The organism is Ascidiaceihabitans donghaensis (assembly GCF_900302465.1).
Lineage (GTDB): Bacteria > Pseudomonadota > Alphaproteobacteria > Rhodobacterales > Rhodobacteraceae > Ascidiaceihabitans > Ascidiaceihabitans donghaensis.
Genome location: NZ_OMOR01000001.1, coordinates 3198970 through 3212674 on the forward strand (window position 1 = coordinate 3198970; position 13705 = coordinate 3212674).

A 13705-nucleotide genomic window follows, 5' to 3' on the forward strand; every position below is an offset into this window, starting at 1 on the left:
GGCCGTGCAAAACACGCGGCCCCAACCGAAAAAATAGTGCTTAAACGCGTCGGCGCTTTGGTGGGCGGCAGCCGTTGTGGGCCATTGGCGTCACGTCGCGGATGGACGTGATGTTGAAGCCAGCAGCCGCCAGGGCGCGCAATGCGCTTTCACGACCGGAACCGGGGCCCTGCACTTCAACTTCCAGCGTTTTCACGCCGTGTTCCTGTGCTTTGCGCCCTGCATCTTCTGCAGCCATCTGCGCCGCGTATGGCGTAGATTTACGAGAGCCTTTGAAGCCCATCGTACCGGCAGAGGACCAGCTGATTGCGTTGCCCTGAACGTCAGAGATCAGGATCTTGGTGTTGTTGAAAGAAGAGTTCACATGCGCCACACCTGCGGCGATGTTCTTGCGCTCTTTTTTCTTAGTACGTGTCTTTTCGCGTGCCATCGAACAGAGCCTCCCTTATTTCTTCTTGCCGGCAATGGCCTTCGCGGGGCCTTTGCGTGTGCGTGCGTTTGTGTGTGTACGCTGACCGCGCACAGGAAGGTTACGACGGTGACGCAAGCCGCGGTAGCAGCCCAGATCCATCAAGCGTTTGATGTTCATCTGTGTGTCACGGCGCAGGTCGCCTTCAACGGTGTAGTTTTCGTCAATGTGCTCGCGCACTTTCAGAACTTCAGCGTCGGACAATTCGTTCACACGACGGGATGCGTCGATGCCAACTGCTTCGCAGATGGCTTGTGCAGATGTTGTACCGATACCGGTGATATATGTGAGGGCGATTGGAACCCGCTTTGCAGTCGGGATGTTTACGCCGGCAATACGTGCCACGTGAGCTTTCCTTTTCGTTGCGGGCCCGTAATCCCGGGCCCTTTTTTCACAACATAGGCCCGAAGCGAAAACGCCGTCGGGCCAAGCTGATCAGGTGATCTGTTTCAATGGAGCGACCATAGAAACTGTTTGATTCTCATTAGAGATAGCGGTGCTTATGAGTATTCTGAATTAACGTCAAGACCAGAGCCAAACTTAGACGTCACACTGCACCCGGACATGCATAAAACAAGGTAGCGTTCATATCTGTATTCGCAGGGCGCAATGACACAATTCCTTCCCCGGGAGACCCAACCAAATAGCTTTCTGTCCATACCATTAGGGTGTTTGAACAGGATGCAAGCACAGTAATTTTTGCACCTGATACATACATCATTTCCCCGTTTGCCCACTCACATGCAAACTGGAGATTGCCAAATCCGGACGACGTTAGAACAAAAGGATTCAAAGTCTTTAGTGTGCCGATACGGGCATCACACAAATCAGGGTCAGGAAGAAAACGCTGAGCGTCGGAGATTGCGATATGCGGCGCTAACCAAACGGCAAGCACCGCGGCGCAAACCCAGACCGGCTTCACGCGTCGAGGATTTTTGCGATGTCGCCTTGCACCGTTTCAATGTCTCCTAGGCCATCAAGCTTATTCAACATTTCCTTCGCATAGTAATAGCCGATCAAAGGCGACGTCTTTTTATAATATTCCATAAGACGGGTCTTTAGACTTTCTTCGTTGTCATCTGCCCGACGTTGGAATTTGCCCTCCGCACCACAATTGGAACATTTACCGTCAGCCGGTTCCGGCTTGGTATTGTCATTGTAGACCTCACCACAACCGCCGCAGGTGGAACGCGCGGTGATCCGCGCTACCAACGCTTCGTCGTCGACTTCCATTTCGATCACCGCATCGAGGCTTTCGCCTTCGGTGGCCAGCAGTTCTGTCAAAGCATCGGCCTGCGCCAAAGTCCGTGGGAACCCATCAAAGATGAACCCATCCGCTTTGACTGTGTTCAACTGCTCGCGGATCAGGCCGATAACGATCTCGTCTGTCACCAACGCACCACGCGCCATGACATCTGCCACGATCTTGCCCATCTCACTGCCACTGTCCTTGGCTGCGCGCAACATATCGCCTGTGCTCAGCTGCACCATGTTACGCGTTTCAACCAAATGACGCGCTTGCGTCCCTTTCCCAGCCCCAGGAGGCCCAAGCAGAATAATGTTCATCGACGTACTGGGCTCCGTTTCTTGCGGGTTTTACTTTTGCCGCGCAGGTTCGACTTCTCAATCAGACCTTCGTACTGATGCGCCAGCAAATGGCTTTGAACCTGTTGGATGGTGTCCATGGTGACAGACACCACGATCAAAACAGACGTCCCGCCAAAATAGAACGGAATAGCAAACTGACCGCGCAAAATTTCCGGCAACAAACACACGGCAGCAAGATACGCAGAGCCAAGGACCAGAATACGGTTCGTCACATACTCAAGATATTCCGCTGTCTTTTTGCCGGGGCGAATGCCTGGCACAAAGCCGTTTTGGTTCTTCAGGTTGTCTGCGACTTCCTCCGGCTTGAACGACACATTGAACGTGTAGAAATAGGCAAAAAACACGATCATCGCGACAAAGAACAGCAGGTAAAGCGGCTGGCCCGGACCAAAGTTGGCCAACAACCAGGACATGATAGGGTTGGTCGAGTTGCCCGAGAACGTGCTGATCGTGACAGGCAGTAGCAGCAATGACGATGCGAAGATCGCAGGGATAACTCCCGCTGGGTTCACTTTGATGGGCAAGTGGCTGGAACCGCCGTCATAAACCTTCATGCCGACTTGGCGTCGCGGGTACTGAATATGCAGCTTGCGCAGCGCCCGTTCCATGAAGACCACAAACATGATGGTCACAATCACCATCAAGATCACGCCGATGATGATCGCGGGGCTGATAGCACCGGACCGACCAGAGGCAAAGAACTGTGCCAATGCGGCAGGCACTTCGGCGATGATGCCGACGAAGATGATAAGGGAAATACCGTTGCCAATGCCGCGTGCTGTGATCTGCTCACCCAGCCACATCAAGAACATTGTGCCGCCGACAAGAGTGATCAGGCAAGCCACTCGGAAATACAGTCCGCCCTCAGTGACCAAACCGCCAGATTCAAGCGATACTGCCAGACCGTAGGCCTGCAATGTGGCCAAAGCAACCGTGCCGTAGCGCGTATATTGGTTGATCTTTTTGCGGCCCTGTTCGCCTTCTTTTTTCAGTTGCTCCAAAGAAGGAACCATAGAGGTCAGAAGCTGTACGATAATGGACGCCGAAATATATGGCATAATACCAAGGGCAAAGATGCCCATCCGACCCAACGCGCCGCCCGTGAACATGGATACCATGCCGCCGATGCCTTGGCCTGCGTCCTCCATGAACTGCTGCAAAGCGGCACCATCAATACCCGGCACCGGGATAAAGGTGCCCAGGCGGTAGACGATCAGCAAACCCAGCGTAAACAGGATGCGGTTGCGCAAATCCGTGGCTTTGCCCAATGCGGACCAGCTGGTGTTGGCGGCCATGTTCTCGACGGCAGATACCATAAGGTGGCTCTTTCTTTGGCTTTTTTGGCAAAACGCCGCCCTGACCGTTTTCCGGTGGGCGGCGAATGGAAAACTCTAGCCAATGTAGGCGGCCCTTGGGCCGCCCACAAGGGCGTTCAAGGGCTTACTCAGCCGCCGCTGCAGCAACAGTCAAAGAACCGCCTGCTTTTTCAACGGCTTCAATGGCAGATTTGGAGGCGCCAGTGACAGTGATTGTCGCTTTGGCTGTCAATTCGCCTTTCGCCAGAACGCGGATACCGTCCAGCTTGCGACGGACCAAACCGGATTCGATCAGCGCGTCTTCGGTGACGGCTTTGGCGTCCAGTTTCTTGGCGTCGATGAATTTCTGGATCAGACCAAGGTTTACAACGGCATAGGCCTTGCGGTTCGGCTTGTTAAAGCCACGCTTTGGCAGACGTTGGTACAAAGGCATCTGGCCGCCTTCATAACCGTTGATCGCTACACCCGAACGGGATTTTTGACCTTTGATACCACGGCCACCCATTTTACCGGTGCCGGAACCGGGACCACGACCAACGCGTTTGCGTGGCTTGGTTGCACCAGGATTGTCACGGAGTTCATTCAGTTTCATGTCGCTTCTCCTTTTGCCGGAAATGACCCCCAGCGACGGGAGCGGTCAGACGCGGCGTTTCATGATTCTTATCGCGGGCCTACGACCCACTGGGGGCGTATAGACGAGGTCTGGTTTGGGATCAAGCGCAGGATGCAAGCGGTGCGCCAATCGCGTTATTTGAAGCTGCCTCACTATCCAAACTTTCTGGCTGTTGTTCCGGTCTTTTTTTCTTACGGGTCGCTGCTAAGAATTAGCTGCATTTGTTGCGCCTGAGGCAGTTGAAGCCCCGCTTTCTCGGAAACCGCTGCGATCCATTCAGAGACAAATGAAAAAATATCCGATGCGTTTTCGCTCAATAGTTCTGCTATTTCATCTCCGACGCGCAATTGGTCTTGAGTTGGACTTGGCAATTCATTCAAAATGGTTTCGAGCCTTTCCCCGTTGTCCCAAAACTGGAGCGCCGTTCCGAGAGGCCCTGCACCTAAAGTCTCTAAAGGTCCGTACAAAAGGTACAGGATGGTGTCTGGGTCACGACCTGGGATCGCGTCTAAACACATCTTTGAGAGGCTTTGCCGCTGAGCTCCGAACCAATCTTGTAAGTGAGACAGCTGTTTCATATCATTTTCATTCAGTTTGCTTGGGACCCAAGAATGCGCATGATCGTTGAGGGTCAAGGATAGACCTTGAAATGAGTATTCGCTTGGGTTTCGATGGTCCTCGCAATTGGCGAGAACCGTAGACGCGAAAACCTTATGTTCGATGTCATCCTTTGGCGCTATGTCCAAAATCCAAGGTAAGGCCGCATACGTCGCGGGGTAGAGGGTGTCTTGGTGGTGCAAGCTTTCCCAAAACAGGTCATCTGCCACGTCGGCATCCCAAGCCTCTCGCAATATGCGAAGCACGTCCTGTATGTCTTCAAGACCATGCGCACTGTAAAGGCGGGACCAAATCGGATCTGAAAGAGGTATTTTCATTTTGGCATCAGACAGCACAACCTTACTCTTCGCAAGTTTGATCCCTCGTTACAAAATGCAGAAACGCCCCGTGTTTCCACGGGGCGTTTCTACAATCATGTGGTGCACCAAGGTGCACCTTACGGGTTGCGTCCAGAACTTCTGAAATACCGGGGCGTCGCCCGTGAAATCCTCAAACGCTCCACTGGAGCGTTTGCCGCACCCGAAGGTGCGGACCGGAATTCACCCCTTTTCTTCGATGATTTCGACCATGTGAGAGATCGAGTTCACCATACCACGCACGGAAGGGGTGTCTTCCAGCTCGCGTGTTTTGTGCATTTTGTTCAGGCCGAGACCGATCAATGTTGCACGCTGTTTTGCAGGGCGACGGATGGGCGAGCCCACCTGTTTGATGACGATTGTTTTAGCCATGGTTTAGGCCTCCTCAGTCGCAGCAGCTTCAGCTGCTGGCGCGTCGTCGCGCTTGGGCAGGATGTCAGCCACCTTTTTGCCGCGGCGCTGAGCGACGGAGCGAGGGGAGGACTCTTTCTTGAGGCCGTCCATGGTGGCGCGGATCATGTTGTACGGGTTCTGCGAGCCGATGGACTTGGACACAACGTCCTTGATGCCCAACATTTCGAACACAGCACGCATTGGACCACCGGCGATGATACCAGTACCTTCAGGCGCTGTCCGCATCACAACTTTGCCGGCGCCGTGGCGGCCTTCCATGTCGTGGTGTAATGTGCGGCCTTCGCGCAGCTGAACGCGGATCATTTGGCGTTTGGCTTGCTCTGTGGCTTTGCGGATGGCTTCAGGTACTTCTTTTGCTTTACCTTTGCCAAAGCCAACGCGGCCTTTTTGGTCGCCAACAACCACGAGGGCTGCGAAGCCGAAGCGCTTACCACCTTTTACTGTTTTGGAGACGCGGTTGATCGCGACCAAGCGGTCTGCGAATTCCGGTGTTTCGTCACGATCACGGCGTGGGCCGCGACGGTTTTCACGTTCTGCCATTGAGAACATCCTTTGATTGGTGGCGCTGCTTTAAGGCGGGCGCTCGTTTGGTCAATCCAAGTGGGCCAGAAGCCCCCGGATCATCGAGGCGGAGGGGATCCCCGCCTGCGCTGTTGTTTTGGGGTGCGGGGCGTATCAAGATACGCCTTACGCTGGATCGTTTACGGGTAAGGTGCACCTTGGTGCACCCTGCCGTTTAGATTTTCAGGCCGCCTTCGCGTGCTGCATCTGCAACCGCTTTGACTTTGCCGTGAAACAAGAAACCACCGCGATCGAAGTACGCTTCTTCAACGCCAGCTTTCTTCGCACGCTCGGCAATCGCCGCGCCCACTTTTGTCGCTGCTTCGACGTTGTTTTTGCCAACCGAGCCCAAACCTTTTTCCAATGTGGAGGCGGACGCGAGCGTCTTGCCATTCACATCGTCGATCAGCTGAACTGAGATGTTTTTGTTCGAACGGTGAACGGAAAGACGCATGCGTCCTGCGTTCACTTTGCGGAGTTTGTTCCGAACGCGCATACGGCGCTTCAGAAACAGAGTTCTTTTGCTGTTTGCCATTGTGTGCGTCCTTACTTCTTCTTGCCTTCTTTGCGGAAGACGAATTCGCCCTTATAGCGGATACCTTTGCCTTTGTAGGGCTCTGGTTTACGCCATGCGCGAATGTTCGCAGCGACTTGACCCACAAGTTGGTCGTCGATGCCTTCCACAACGATTTCGGTCTGCTTTGGCGCCGTGACTGTCACGCCTTCAGGGGCGGTGTAGTCGACGTCATGGGACAGGCCGAGGTTCAGTTTCAACGTGTTGCCGTTCATTGTCGCACGATAACCAACACCTTGGATTTCAAGTTCTTTCTTGAAACCGTCGGTCACGCCGGTCACCAAGTTTGCAACCATCGTGCGGCTCATGCCCCACTGCTGGCGTGCGCGCTTGGATTTGCCGCGTGGTGTCACAGTGACAGCGCCGTCTTCGATCGCGATTGTCACATCGTCCGTTGCTTTGAACGTACGCGTGCCTTTCGGACCTTTGACTTCGATCGTTTGGCCCGACATGGAGGCGGAAACGCCTGCAGGAAGAGCGACTGGTTTTTTACCAATACGAGACATTGATGTATCTCCTTAGAATACGGTGCAGAGCACTTCGCCGCCAACATTGGCTGCACGTGCGCTTGCGTCCGACATCACACCCTTTGGGGTGGAGACAATCGACACACCAAGGCCCTGACGGACAACAGGAATGTCATTGACGCCCATGTAAACGCGACGACCGGGTTTAGAGACCCGCTTCAACTCGCGAATTACAGGTTCGCCCTCGTAATACTTCAGGCTGATTTCGATGGCCGGGTGGCCGTCTTTGCCTGTCGTTGCTTCGTAGCCGCGAATGTAGCCTTCGTCCGCCAGCACGTCCAGCACCCATGCACGCAGCTTTGACGCTGGTGTTTCAACGGTGGACTTGCCGCGCAATTGGCTGTTCCGGATACGTGTGAGCATATCTGCGATAGGATCGTTCATCTTATGCTCTCCTTACCAGCTTGACTTGACCATGCCGGGGATTTGACCGGCAGAGCCGAGATCCCGCAACGCGATCCGCGAAATTTTCAGTTTACGGTAGTACGCGTGCGGACGACCGGTGAGTTGGCAGCGGTTGTGCAAACGAACAGCAGAGCTGTTGCGCGGCAGTTTCGCCAAGGCCAAGGACGCGCGAAAACGCTCTTCCATCGGCTTTTCCTGGTCGCTGATGATTGCTTTCAGCTCGGCACGCTTTGCAGCATACTTTTTCACCAGCTTTTCGCGTTTTACTTCACGCGCGATCATTGATTTTTTAGCCATGTGCTATCCTTCCCGCTTACGAGTTGAAGGGCATGTTGAAAGCTTTCAACAGGCTCTTTGCTTCGTCGTCGGTCTTCGCCGTTGTGGCGATAACGATGTCCATGCCCCAGGTCTCATCCACTTTATCAAAGTCGATTTCCGGGAACACGATGTGCTCTTTCATGCCCATGGCATAGTTGCCACGACCATCAAAAGATTTTCCAGATACGCCGCGGAAGTCGCGGATACGAGGCATTGCAATCGTGATCAGACGATCAAGGAATTCATACATACGTGCGCCGCGCAGGGTCACTTTCGTGCCCAAAGGCATGTCTTCACGTACGCGGAAGCCCGCGATGGATTTCTTGGCGATGGTTGTCATGGCTTTCTGGCCAGCAATCGCTGTCAGATCTTCCTGTGCAGACTTGGCTTTCTTGCTGTCGCGAACCGCTTCAGCGCCACACCCGATGTTCAGGACGATTTTGTCCAGACGCGGGATCTGCATGTCGTTTTTGTAGCCAAATTCTTCTTTCATCGCCGGACGGATTGTATCCGTGTATACCGATTTCAGACGGGGTGTATAATCAGCCATTAGATAACATCCCCTGTTGTCTTGGCGTAACGCACTTTGTTGTCACCATCCATTTTAAAGCCAACGCGTGTGGCTTTGCCGTTTGCATCCAGCAACGCGAGGTTGCTGAGCGCGATTGGCATGGCTTTTGGAATACGGCCACCTTGGGATTCTTGAGACTGACGTGTCGCGCGGATGGCGATGTTCAGACCTTCAACAACGGCCTTGCCCGCTTTTGGATCAATGGAAGAGATTGTACCCTCTTTGCCTTTGTCCTTGCCGGTCAGCATGACGACCTTGTCGCCTTTTTTCAGCTTAGCAGCCATCACAGCACCTCCGGAGCGAGGGAAATGATTTTCATGAAGTTTTTGGCGCGCAATTCGCGAACAACTGGCCCAAAGATACGTGTACCCATTGGTTCGTTGTTGTTGTTCAGAATAACTGCGGCGTTGCCGTCAAAGCGGATGGCTGTGCCATCATCGCGGCGAACTTCTTTTGCCGTGCGAACGACAACGGCCTTACGGACGTCACCTTTCTTAACACGACCACGAGGAATGGCTTCCTTAACCGAGACGACAATGATGTCGCCTACGGATGCGTACTTACGCTTGGAACCACCCAGAACCTTGATACACTGAACACGGCGTGCGCCGCTATTGTCAGCTACCTCAAGGTTTGTCTGCATCTGGATCATATGGTTTCTCCCGACCTGTAGGGGGCGATGCGTGCCTGATCCCTAGGGTTTCGATTATACTGTTAGATCACGCAGCTTACGCTGTGATCACTTCCCAGCGTTTTGTCTTCGACTTTGGCGCACATTCGATGATGCGTACGGAATCGCCAGTTTTGAAGGCATTGTTTTCATCGTGGGCCCGGTACTTTTTGGACTTACGGATGGTTTTCTTCAGAACAGGGTGCGTGAAGCGACGTTCAACGGACACTGTTACTGTTTGGGCGTTGGCATCAGACGTCACTGTGCCGGTCAAGATACGCTTAGGCATAGGTGCAGTCCTTATTCAGCGGCCGCAGCAGCGGCTTTTTCGTTCAGAATTGTTTTGATGCGCGCAGCGTTACGACGTGCCGCACGAATTTGTGCTGGGTTTTCCAGTGCACCTGTGGCCGCTTGGAAGCGCAGGTTGAAGCTTGCTTTTTTCTCGTCCGCCAGCTTGTCACGCAGCTGGTCTGGCGTCATGTCACGCAGTTCTGAGGCATTCATTGCCATTTTCCTTTTCAACATCACCAGATGGCCCCGCTTTCGATTATTCGTCCGGGTGACCATGATTCTGGTGGAGGTCATGATAGATGGCTGCGTATAGGAGGGTTTGCACGGTGTGGCAACCCCTAGCCCGCAACTGTTTTTGCTTATGTTTTATTGGCTTCGGGGGTGATCCGCCGGGCTGTCTATATATGGTGTTTTGCCCTCTCGCCACGGGCAATCCCCTGCGCTATCAAACCCTATGTCCATTACATCCCTCTTCGTGACCCGCCTTTACCGTGCCCATCTGTCTCAACAGGGCGCGATTGATCCATCCGAGCTGGAAAATTCCTGCTGGGCCATCGCCAATGATGATGAGGCGGGCCAAGCGTGGTGTGAGGACAACGGCTTTCCCGGCTACACCTCTTATGCGTCTTTGACCGACCTGCCCTGGCGCTTTCCGATCTTTGCCGATCTGGTCAAGGTGCTGGACGCCCATGTGGCGGCTTTTGTGGCCGATCTGGAGTTTGATCTGGATGGCAAAGAGATCAAACTGGAAGACATCTGGATCAATATCCTGCCCGAAGGCGGCGTGCATACGTCCCACATCCACCCGCATTCCGTGATCTCCGGCACGACCTATGTGGCGATGCCTGATGGGGCGAGTGCCATCAAGTTCGAGGATCCGCGTTTGCAGATGATGATGGCCGCCCCTGCCCGGTCCAAGGACGCGCGGGCTGAGCTGAAGGCGTTCACTTATGTGGCGCCTGAGGTGGGTGAAGTGTTGCTATGGGAAAGCTGGCTACGGCACGAGGTGCCGGTGAATATGGCGGAGGATGAAAGAATTTCAGTGAGTTTCAACTACTCTTGGAATTAAAACTTCGTGAAATCGGTGCGCGGCGGCGTGTCAGAGACACGCCATAAGCGACACAAAGAAGTTTTGGGCACTCCGCCAACACTTCCCGCCCTGCTTGCAAACGATCGAAAACCAATGGTAGCCTTGGTCATTGTACTAGTGAGTTTGGCGGGTCATTTTTATGGAAATACTTTTTCTCATTCTCGTCCTTTGCGTGGCGACTTATATCTTCGCGCCCAATGATAAAAAGCCGCGCCAACAGCACAAGCCACCGCCTGAAACGCAAAGCCCGCCTGCCCCCAGTCCTTCCTCGGCTGAGCCTCATAGACCCAAAGCGCCGCCCCAAAGCCAACAGCGCAAAAAGGTAGATCACGCGCCCCCGCCCCCCATTCCATCGTCGATGGAATTGAAAGGCAAGGCATGGGTCATTGATGGCGACACGATTGTGGTCAACAAGTGCAAAATCCGGCTGGCAGGCATTGATGCGCCTGAGCTGGATCAGCCGTGGGGGCAGAAATCGAAATGGGAAATGGTGAAGCTGTGTAAGGGGCAGGTTATTACCGTCGCTTTGACTGGAGAGACATCCTATGACCGCTTGGTCGGCACCTGCTATTTGCCCGATGGGCGTGATTTGGGGGCCGAGATTATTAGAGCCGGGTTGGCTTTGGACGGGGGCGTGTTTTCCAAAGGTAAGTACAAGGATTTGGAAGACCCCGAGATGCGGCGGAAGTTGCGGGGGTATGGGCGGTGGAGATGACTTTCAATTCCCCTCGGAATTGAAAGTCATCGGTGCGCGGCAGGGTATTTGCAAAGCAAATGCACGAGAGCGGCACAGAGGGGTTATTTGGCAAAACGTCTGATCCAGAGAATAGGTCGACCCCGTTTGCCAAATGGCACACCGCGCCCGAGCCGAGGGGGGGGTGCGAAGCGCCCTCCCCATGGGGGAGGGTGAGACCCGTCTTGGAAACTGTCCTGTGGACAGTTTCAGGGTTGAACGGGCGAAGCCCTGTCTCGGGCGCTGCCCAATCTTTGATTGGGCAATTCAGCAGCGTTGTATATTAGCAAAAGCTGAAACGTATTCCTGCAATGGCTTCATTCGGAACGTCAGCTTTCTCTATATTTCCACCAACTGCATCCCACCTAGAAAACTCTGCCTGATTGCAGTCCAAATACAATATTCCATAAAAATCGCCAAGTTTGCCTTCGCCACGAACATAAATGTGAAAAGAGTTTTGACCTAAACTGTCTGCATGTCCCGCATACCAATTTTGCCCATATGGAACATCCATTTCTTGCTTAAAAATCAGTTCACTAGCGTCAGCAGCGCTAACACAGCTCAAAAGAAACCCCATCAAAACTAACTTCATCATTTTTAGATCCCATTTTCTTTGTAACCAAAGCAAACACTAGCCGGAAAGAAAACAAAAGCCCCCGCCGATTTCTCAGGCGGGGGCTTCTTAAACTCTACCGCAGCCGCAACGGGCATTTCTGCGAAATACCCTGCCTCCGGCTGAACATAAAACGCTTTGCGTTTTCGTCCGTTACCAATCTTCTCTGACAACAACCCGTGTCTTGATCGGCAGTTTCATCGCCGCCAGACGCAGGGCTTCGCGGGCGATGTCGTCGTTGACGCCATCGATCTCGAACATCACGCGGCCGGGTTTGACTTTGGCTGCCCAACGGTCAACGGAGCCTTTACCTTTACCCATACGCACTTCGATGGGTTTGGCTGTGACAGGCACGTCCGGGAAAATACGGATCCAGACACGGCCCTGACGTTTCATGTGACGTGTCATCGCGCGGCGGGCCGCTTCGATTTGACGGGCTGTCACACGCTCAGGCTCAGTCGCCTTGAGGCCGTAAGTGCCGAAGTTGAGGTCGGAACCGCCTTTTGCCAGACCCTTGATAGAGCCCTTAAACTGCTTGCGGAATTTGGTACGCTTTGGCTGAAGCATCTAAATGCCCTCCTATCAGCGACGACCGCCAGCACCGCGAGGTGTTGGGCCGTCTTGGAGTTCTTGTGCTTTACGGTCACGTGCCTGTGGATCGTGTTCCATGATCTCGCCTTTGAAGATCCAGGTCTTGATGCCGATGATGCCATAGGCAGTTTCAGCTTCAACGTGAGCGTAATCGATGTCGGCGCGCAGTGTGTGCAAAGGCACACGACCTTCGCGGTACCATTCGGTACGCGCGATTTCTGCACCACCCAAACGGCCAGCCACGTTCACACGGATGCCCAAGGCCCCCATGCGCATCGCGTTCTGAACGGCACGCTTCATGGCGCGACGGAAAGATACCCGACGTTCCAATTGCTGTGCGATGGATTCGCCAACCAACGCGGCGTCCAGTTCCGGCTTGCGAACTTCAACAATGTTGAGGTGCAATTCGGAGTCTGTAAGGTTCGCCAGCTTCTTGCGCAAAACTTCGATGTCTGCGCCTTTTTTGCCGATGATAACGCCGGGACGTGCAGTGTGGATCGTGACGCGGCACTTCTTGTGTGGGCGCTCGATGATCACACGGGCGATGCCCGCTTGTTTGCACTCTTCTTTGATGAAGGCACGCATTTTCAGGTCTTCCAGCAACAGATCGCCGTAATCCTTGGTGTCCGCATACCAGCGGCTGTCCCAAGTACGGTTGACCTGAAGGCGCATACCGATTGGATTTACTTTGTTACCCATTAGGCTTGCTCCCCTGACACTTCTTCAACTTGACGCACTTTGATGGTGATCTCAGCAAAAGGCTTCATGATCTTGCCAAAGCGACCACGGGCACGAGGGCGACCGCGTTTCAGTGTCATGTTTTTGCCAACCCAAGCTTCGGCGACGATCAGCTCGTCAACGTCCAGATTGTGGTTGTTTTCTGCGTTCGCAATTGCCGACTGCAGGCATTTTTTCACGTCTTGCGCGATCCGCTTTTTAGAAAAAGTCAGGTCCGTCAGGGCCTTGTCGACTTTCTTGCCACGGATCATCTGCGCAACAAGGTTCAGCTTTTGAGGGCTGGTGCGCAGCATGCGTGTTTTTGCCATTGCTTCGTTATCAGCGACGCGGCGAGGGTTTTTATCCTTGCTCATTTGCGTTTCGCTTTCTTGTCAGCGGCGTGGCCGTAGTAGGTACGTGTTGGCGAATATTCACCAAACTTTTGACCGATCATTTCCTCGGAGACGTTCACCGGGATATGCTTCTGGCCGTTGTACACGCCAAATGTGAGGCCCACAAACTGGGGCAGGATGGTTGAGCGACGCGACCAGATTTTGATCACTTCGTTGCGACCGCTTTCGCGGGACGCTTCGGCCTTTTTCAACACGTAAGAGTCGACAAAAGGACCTTTCCAAACAGAACGACCCATA

24 protein-coding genes are annotated in these 13705 nt (G+C 53.8%); 2 read left to right on the plus strand and 22 right to left on the minus strand.

Going from position 1 to position 13705, the window contains the following annotated elements; genetic code table 11:
- Positions 1-40 precede the first annotated feature (40 nt).
- The 17 genes from rpsK to rpmC all read right to left on the minus strand — a co-directional run bounded on the left by rpsK (position 41) and on the right by rpmC (position 9524).
- Positions 41-430, minus strand: a complete 390-nt coding sequence (gene rpsK, locus ASD8599_RS15825) for a 30S ribosomal protein S11 (RefSeq protein WP_108829427.1) — start codon at positions 428-430, stop codon at positions 41-43.
- A gap of 15 nt (positions 431-445) precedes the next feature.
- Positions 446-814: a 30S ribosomal protein S13 gene (gene rpsM / locus ASD8599_RS15830; RefSeq protein WP_108829428.1), complete on the minus strand. Its 369-nt coding sequence runs from the start codon at positions 812-814 to the stop codon at positions 446-448.
- A 573-nt stretch (positions 815-1387) separates the two neighbouring features.
- Positions 1388-2035 (minus strand): adenylate kinase, encoded by a 648-nt coding sequence (locus tag ASD8599_RS15840; protein ID WP_108829430.1) that lies wholly within the window; start codon positions 2033-2035, stop codon positions 1388-1390.
- The gene (gene secY, locus ASD8599_RS15845; RefSeq protein ID WP_108829431.1) at positions 2032-3393 is read right to left on the minus strand and encodes a preprotein translocase subunit SecY; all 1362 of its coding nucleotides are present in this window, start codon (positions 3391-3393) and stop codon (positions 2032-2034) included. Before secY ends, ASD8599_RS15840 begins: the two co-directional genes overlap by 4 nt.
- 124 nt (positions 3394-3517) lie before the next feature.
- Positions 3518-3985 (minus strand): 50S ribosomal protein L15, encoded by a 468-nt coding sequence (gene rplO, locus ASD8599_RS15850; RefSeq protein WP_108829432.1) that lies wholly within the window; start codon positions 3983-3985, stop codon positions 3518-3520.
- Positions 3986-4197: 212 nt separating this feature from the next.
- Positions 4198-4959 carry a hypothetical protein gene (locus ASD8599_RS15855; protein ID WP_146188224.1) on the minus strand — a complete coding sequence of 254 codons (762 nt, stop codon included), beginning with the start codon at positions 4957-4959 and terminating at the stop codon, positions 4198-4200.
- 204 nt (positions 4960-5163) lie between these two features.
- Positions 5164-5352 (minus strand): 50S ribosomal protein L30, encoded by a 189-nt coding sequence (gene rpmD, locus ASD8599_RS15860; RefSeq protein WP_093922174.1) that lies wholly within the window; start codon positions 5350-5352, stop codon positions 5164-5166.
- 3 nt (positions 5353-5355) lie between these two features.
- A complete protein-coding gene (gene rpsE, locus ASD8599_RS15865; RefSeq protein ID WP_108829434.1) occupies positions 5356-5934 on the minus strand; it encodes a 30S ribosomal protein S5 in 579 nt (192 codons plus the stop codon).
- A gap of 196 nt (positions 5935-6130) precedes the next feature.
- Entirely contained in the window at positions 6131-6490 is a 360-nt protein-coding gene (gene rplR, locus ASD8599_RS15870) for a 50S ribosomal protein L18 (protein WP_108829435.1), read from the minus strand.
- Positions 6491-6501: 11 nt separating this feature from the next.
- Positions 6502-7035 carry a 50S ribosomal protein L6 gene (gene rplF / locus ASD8599_RS15875; RefSeq protein ID WP_108829436.1) on the minus strand — a complete coding sequence of 178 codons (534 nt, stop codon included), beginning with the start codon at positions 7033-7035 and terminating at the stop codon, positions 6502-6504.
- Between the two features lie 12 nt (positions 7036-7047).
- Entirely contained in the window at positions 7048-7440 is a 393-nt protein-coding gene (rpsH, locus tag ASD8599_RS15880; RefSeq protein WP_108829437.1) for a 30S ribosomal protein S8, read from the minus strand.
- A 12-nt stretch (positions 7441-7452) separates the two neighbouring features.
- Positions 7453-7758 carry a 30S ribosomal protein S14 gene (gene rpsN / locus ASD8599_RS15885; protein ID WP_108829438.1) on the minus strand — a complete coding sequence of 102 codons (306 nt, stop codon included), beginning with the start codon at positions 7756-7758 and terminating at the stop codon, positions 7453-7455.
- 16 nt (positions 7759-7774) lie between these two features.
- Complete coding sequence (gene rplE, locus ASD8599_RS15890; RefSeq protein ID WP_108829439.1) at positions 7775-8329, minus strand: 50S ribosomal protein L5; 555 nt, start codon at positions 8327-8329, stop codon at positions 7775-7777.
- Positions 8329-8634: a 50S ribosomal protein L24 gene (gene rplX / locus ASD8599_RS15895; RefSeq protein WP_108829440.1), complete on the minus strand. Its 306-nt coding sequence runs from the start codon at positions 8632-8634 to the stop codon at positions 8329-8331. The genes rplE and rplX overlap by 1 nt, the downstream gene beginning before the upstream one ends.
- Positions 8634-9002 carry a 50S ribosomal protein L14 gene (rplN, locus tag ASD8599_RS15900; protein ID WP_108829441.1) on the minus strand — a complete coding sequence of 123 codons (369 nt, stop codon included), beginning with the start codon at positions 9000-9002 and terminating at the stop codon, positions 8634-8636. Before rplN ends, rplX begins: the two co-directional genes overlap by 1 nt.
- 76 nt (positions 9003-9078) lie before the next feature.
- Positions 9079-9309: a 30S ribosomal protein S17 gene (gene rpsQ, locus ASD8599_RS15905; RefSeq protein WP_108829442.1), complete on the minus strand. Its 231-nt coding sequence runs from the start codon at positions 9307-9309 to the stop codon at positions 9079-9081.
- 11 nt (positions 9310-9320) lie between these two features.
- Positions 9321-9524, minus strand: coding sequence for a 50S ribosomal protein L29 (gene rpmC, locus ASD8599_RS15910; RefSeq protein WP_108829443.1), 204 nt, complete (start codon positions 9522-9524; stop codon positions 9321-9323).
- A 241-nt stretch (positions 9525-9765) separates the two neighbouring features.
- Between rpmC and ASD8599_RS15915 the strand changes: the two genes are divergently transcribed.
- Positions 9766-10380, plus strand: coding sequence for a 2OG-Fe(II) oxygenase family protein (locus ASD8599_RS15915; RefSeq protein ID WP_108829444.1), 615 nt, complete (start codon positions 9766-9768; stop codon positions 10378-10380).
- Positions 10381-10540: 160 nt separating this feature from the next.
- A complete protein-coding gene (locus ASD8599_RS15920; RefSeq protein ID WP_108829445.1) occupies positions 10541-11116 on the plus strand; it encodes a thermonuclease family protein in 576 nt (191 codons plus the stop codon).
- A gap of 301 nt (positions 11117-11417) precedes the next feature.
- Here ASD8599_RS15920 and ASD8599_RS15925 read toward each other — a convergent pair whose 3' ends face one another.
- The 5 genes from ASD8599_RS15925 to rpsS form a co-directional block, all read right to left on the minus strand.
- Positions 11418-11729 carry a hypothetical protein gene (locus ASD8599_RS15925; protein ID WP_108829446.1) on the minus strand — a complete coding sequence of 104 codons (312 nt, stop codon included), beginning with the start codon at positions 11727-11729 and terminating at the stop codon, positions 11418-11420.
- A gap of 171 nt (positions 11730-11900) precedes the next feature.
- Complete coding sequence (gene rplP, locus ASD8599_RS15935; RefSeq protein WP_108829448.1) at positions 11901-12314, minus strand: 50S ribosomal protein L16; 414 nt, start codon at positions 12312-12314, stop codon at positions 11901-11903.
- Between the two features lie 15 nt (positions 12315-12329).
- Positions 12330-13037, minus strand: a complete 708-nt coding sequence (gene rpsC / locus ASD8599_RS15940) for a 30S ribosomal protein S3 (RefSeq protein WP_108829449.1) — start codon at positions 13035-13037, stop codon at positions 12330-12332.
- Complete coding sequence (rplV, locus tag ASD8599_RS15945) at positions 13037-13429, minus strand: 50S ribosomal protein L22 (protein WP_108829450.1); 393 nt, start codon at positions 13427-13429, stop codon at positions 13037-13039. Before rplV ends, rpsC begins: the two co-directional genes overlap by 1 nt.
- Entirely contained in the window at positions 13426-13704 is a 279-nt protein-coding gene (gene rpsS, locus ASD8599_RS15950; protein ID WP_108829451.1) for a 30S ribosomal protein S19, read from the minus strand. The genes rplV and rpsS overlap by 4 nt, the downstream gene beginning before the upstream one ends.
- Position 13705 lies beyond the last annotated feature (1 nt).

Bases quoted from the DNA above. Each gene is read 5' to 3' on its own strand.
- rpmD (WP_093922174.1), bottom strand. From the start codon at position 5,352: ATGGCTAAAACAATCGTCATCAAACAGGTGGGCTCGCCCATCCGTCGC.
- rplN (WP_108829441.1), bottom strand. From the start codon at position 9,002: ATGATCCAGATGCAGACAAACCTTGAGGTAGCTGACAATAGCGGCGCA.
- rplV (WP_108829450.1), bottom strand. From the start codon at position 13,429: ATGAGCAAGGATAAAAACCCTCGCCGCGTCGCTGATAACGAAGCAATG.
- rplF (WP_108829436.1), bottom strand. From the start codon at position 7,035: ATGTCTCGTATTGGTAAAAAACCAGTCGCTCTTCCTGCAGGCGTTTCC.
- rplP (WP_108829448.1), bottom strand. From the start codon at position 12,314: ATGCTTCAGCCAAAGCGTACCAAATTCCGCAAGCAGTTTAAGGGCTCT.
- ASD8599_RS15925 (WP_108829446.1), bottom strand. From the start codon at position 11,729: ATGATGAAGTTAGTTTTGATGGGGTTTCTTTTGAGCTGTGTTAGCGCT.
- ASD8599_RS15920 (WP_108829445.1), top strand. From the start codon at position 10,541: ATGGAAATACTTTTTCTCATTCTCGTCCTTTGCGTGGCGACTTATATC.
- ASD8599_RS15915 (WP_108829444.1), top strand. From the start codon at position 9,766: ATGTCCATTACATCCCTCTTCGTGACCCGCCTTTACCGTGCCCATCTG.
- ASD8599_RS15840 (WP_108829430.1), bottom strand. From the start codon at position 2,035: ATGAACATTATTCTGCTTGGGCCTCCTGGGGCTGGGAAAGGGACGCAA.
- rplR (WP_108829435.1), bottom strand. From the start codon at position 6,490: ATGGCAAACAGCAAAAGAACTCTGTTTCTGAAGCGCCGTATGCGCGTT.
- rpmC (WP_108829443.1), bottom strand. From the start codon at position 9,524: ATGAATGCCTCAGAACTGCGTGACATGACGCCAGACCAGCTGCGTGAC.
- rpsC (WP_108829449.1), bottom strand. From the start codon at position 13,037: ATGGGTAACAAAGTAAATCCAATCGGTATGCGCCTTCAGGTCAACCGT.
- rplO (WP_108829432.1), bottom strand. From the start codon at position 3,985: ATGAAACTGAATGAACTCCGTGACAATCCTGGTGCAACCAAGCCACGC.
- rpsN (WP_108829438.1), bottom strand. From the start codon at position 7,758: ATGGCTAAAAAATCAATGATCGCGCGTGAAGTAAAACGCGAAAAGCTG.
- rpsE (WP_108829434.1), bottom strand. From the start codon at position 5,934: ATGGCAGAACGTGAAAACCGTCGCGGCCCACGCCGTGATCGTGACGAA.
- rplE (WP_108829439.1), bottom strand. From the start codon at position 8,329: ATGGCTGATTATACACCCCGTCTGAAATCGGTATACACGGATACAATC.
- rpsH (WP_108829437.1), bottom strand. From the start codon at position 7,440: ATGAACGATCCTATCGCAGATATGCTCACACGTATCCGGAACAGCCAA.
- rpsQ (WP_108829442.1), bottom strand. From the start codon at position 9,309: ATGCCTAAGCGTATCTTGACCGGCACAGTGACGTCTGATGCCAACGCC.
- rplX (WP_108829440.1), bottom strand. From the start codon at position 8,634: ATGGCTGCTAAGCTGAAAAAAGGCGACAAGGTCGTCATGCTGACCGGC.
- rpsK (WP_108829427.1), bottom strand. From the start codon at position 430: ATGGCACGCGAAAAGACACGTACTAAGAAAAAAGAGCGCAAGAACATC.
- secY (WP_108829431.1), bottom strand. From the start codon at position 3,393: ATGGTATCTGCCGTCGAGAACATGGCCGCCAACACCAGCTGGTCCGCA.
- rpsS (WP_108829451.1), bottom strand. From the start codon at position 13,704: ATGGGTCGTTCTGTTTGGAAAGGTCCTTTTGTCGACTCTTACGTGTTG.